Here is a 2357-nt window from a genome sequence, read left to right on the forward strand (position 1 = left end):
CTTGTTTTCCCCAGCAGCGTTCAGATTCAAAAAAGGTTTTTCGAGGTTCGACCATGCGGTATCGTCCACTGCTCGCCATTTTGTTGGCGCTTTGTTTGAGCGTCTTCGCCTTTCCGGCTGAGGCTGCCAAGGCTCCACTGACCTATGACCAGATCCGCAACACCGGTAAGGCGGCTATTTGTCCTTCGGTCTCCGACAGTTCTAGAGGGCGCATCGAAATACCCAGTGGGGGATCCTTGAAGCTAACCGACGTTTGCTTCCAGCCGGTGCAAATTGAGGTGGAAGAGGAAAAGCGCAACGGCGAGAAAGAGTTTATCAAAGCCAAAAACATTCTCATCTCCGCCGCCACCTTGGGGCCCATCAAGGCAGAAGTGACCCCCAAAAATGGGGGCTTGCAGCTCAAGGTGGTGGATGGGATCACCTTTCAACCGACAACCGGCCAAATGCCTCGCCGCGAACTGGTGCCGCTGCTGTTTAGTGTGAAAGATTTGGTGGCCACAGCCCAGGGCTCTGCCATCGACCCCTCCACGGATTTTGAAGGGGAGTTCTTGGTACCCGGTTACCACAGTAGCTCTTTCCTGGATCCGCGGGGACGGGGCTCCAACACCGGCTACGACACGGCTGTAGGGTTGCAGGCCGCCAAGGATGAATTTGCCACCAACCGCAAGGTGGATGAAGTCTCGGAGGGGAAAATGTCCCTGCGCATTGCCCGTGTGGATCCCAGCACTGGAGAAATGGCGGGATCCTTTGTTAGCATTCAGCCCTCTAGCACGGAGCAGGGGGCGATGGAACCCCACACGGTTCGCATTCAGGGCCTGTTTTATGCCCGCTTGGCAGAAGATGCCTAAGTTGGCGATCCCTGATTGAGGTTAAGAACCAGCAAACAAGCCATCCATACTTGTTGTTCTAAGATGGGCTGGGATCCAAGTGGTCTTGGCCCGTTGTTTTGTTTGAGGGGAATAGGAGCGCGCAGGGATGGTGCAATCCCACAGCGTCTGTTTTGATCGAGCGGCAGGCTTTTACGATGCGACCCGCGGCTTTCCCGCCGGTGTGGATGAGGAGATTGCCGATGCGATCGTGGCTGCGGTGGGGGCCACCCAGGATACCCATTTTCTGGAGGTGGGTATTGGCACAGGGCGTATCGCTTTGCCCTTGATCCGCCGCGGCTATGCCTATTCCGGCATCGATATTTCTGAACAGATGTTGGCGGAGTTGCGGCGCAAGTTACGGGAAAGACTGGGTCAGATACCGCCGCAGGTGTCCGTTCAGATGGCTGATGCAACCGCCTTGCCCTTTGGGGAGGCGTGCTTTGATGTGGCCATCACGGTGCATGTGCTGCATTTAATTCGGGAGTGGCAACAGGTGATTGGCGAGATTCGCCGCGTGTTAAGGCCGGGGGGAGTCTATCTCTACGGCTATGGGGATCGGGTGGTGAGCGCCCGCGGTGAGTTTGAGCCTCGCTGGACAGAGATCTTGGCGGAGCTGGGCTTTGCATCCCAACGGGTGGGGGCTAGTACTGAGGAGGTGGAGCAGTACCTGCAGGCTGAGGGTGCCCGATTAGAGCGGGTGGTGGCCGCGGAATGGCCAACAGCGATCCGTGCCCAGGCAGTCTTTGATTGGTATGCGCAGCGTTCCTACAGTGCCTCTTGGCAGATCCCGGAAGAGATTTTCACGGTTGCCATCCGCCAATTTCGGGAGTGGTTTCGAGACACCTATCCTGACCCGCAGGTCACCCTTCTGGGGGAAAGCCAGTTTCAGATGCTCCTGGCCCGTTGGTAGGGATCCCTGTCTCCGGTCTCTTCACAGGTTGGCCAGATAGTCTTTCCAGCCTCGGGCGTGCAACTGGACATTTTTCTCTTGCACCGACTGTTTGAGGCTTTCTCGATAGGCGATCACCTGCTGCAAGAGTTCGGGATCCCCGCAGGCCAAAATCTGGACCGCCAGCAACCCGGCATTGTGTCCGTTGCCGATGGCAACGGTGGCTACCGGGATCCCGCGTGGCATTTGCACAATTGAGTAGAGGGAATCCAACCCTTGCAGGTGTTGGCTTGCCACCGGTACGCCCACCACCGGCAGCGGGGTTAAGGCCGCCACCATCCCCGGCAAATGGGCCGCCCCTCCGGCTCCAGCGATGATCACGCGGATCCCTTGGGTATGGGCGGAGCGGGCAAACTCCAGCATCGCCTCTGGGGTGCGGTGAGCGCTGAGGATCTGCAGTTGATAGGGAATGCCGAACTGTTCACACACTTGGGCCGCCGCCGCCATTGTCGGCAAATCCGAATCGCTGCCCATGACAATCGCAATCAGGGGAGAGGAGGATTCCATGGCGTGCTGGCCCGTTGTAGCCGATCCATCAT

The 2357-nt window shown here is 58.0% G+C and carries 3 protein-coding genes; 2 read left to right on the forward strand and 1 reads right to left on the reverse strand.

Annotation, left to right across the window (positions count from 1 at the left end):
* The first annotated feature begins 53 nt into the window (after window positions 1-53).
* The gene (locus JX360_RS17195) at window positions 54-848 is read left to right on the forward strand and encodes a photosystem II manganese-stabilizing polypeptide (protein ID WP_244353442.1); all 795 of its coding nucleotides are present in this window, start codon (window positions 54-56) and stop codon (window positions 846-848) included.
* Window positions 849-975: 127 nt separating this feature from the next.
* Window positions 976-1779, forward strand: coding sequence for a class I SAM-dependent methyltransferase (locus JX360_RS17200; protein ID WP_244353443.1), 804 nt, complete (start codon window positions 976-978; stop codon window positions 1777-1779).
* Window positions 1780-1800: 21 nt separating this feature from the next.
* Here JX360_RS17200 and purE read toward each other — a convergent pair whose 3' ends face one another.
* Window positions 1801-2325: a 5-(carboxyamino)imidazole ribonucleotide mutase gene (purE, locus tag JX360_RS17205; RefSeq protein WP_244353444.1), complete on the reverse strand. Its 525-nt coding sequence runs from the start codon at window positions 2323-2325 to the stop codon at window positions 1801-1803.
* Window positions 2326-2357 lie beyond the last annotated feature (32 nt).

This window comes from Thermostichus vulcanus str. 'Rupite' (assembly GCF_022848905.1).
GTDB classification, from domain to species: Bacteria; Cyanobacteriota; Cyanobacteriia; order Thermostichales; family Thermostichaceae; genus Thermostichus; species Thermostichus vulcanus_A.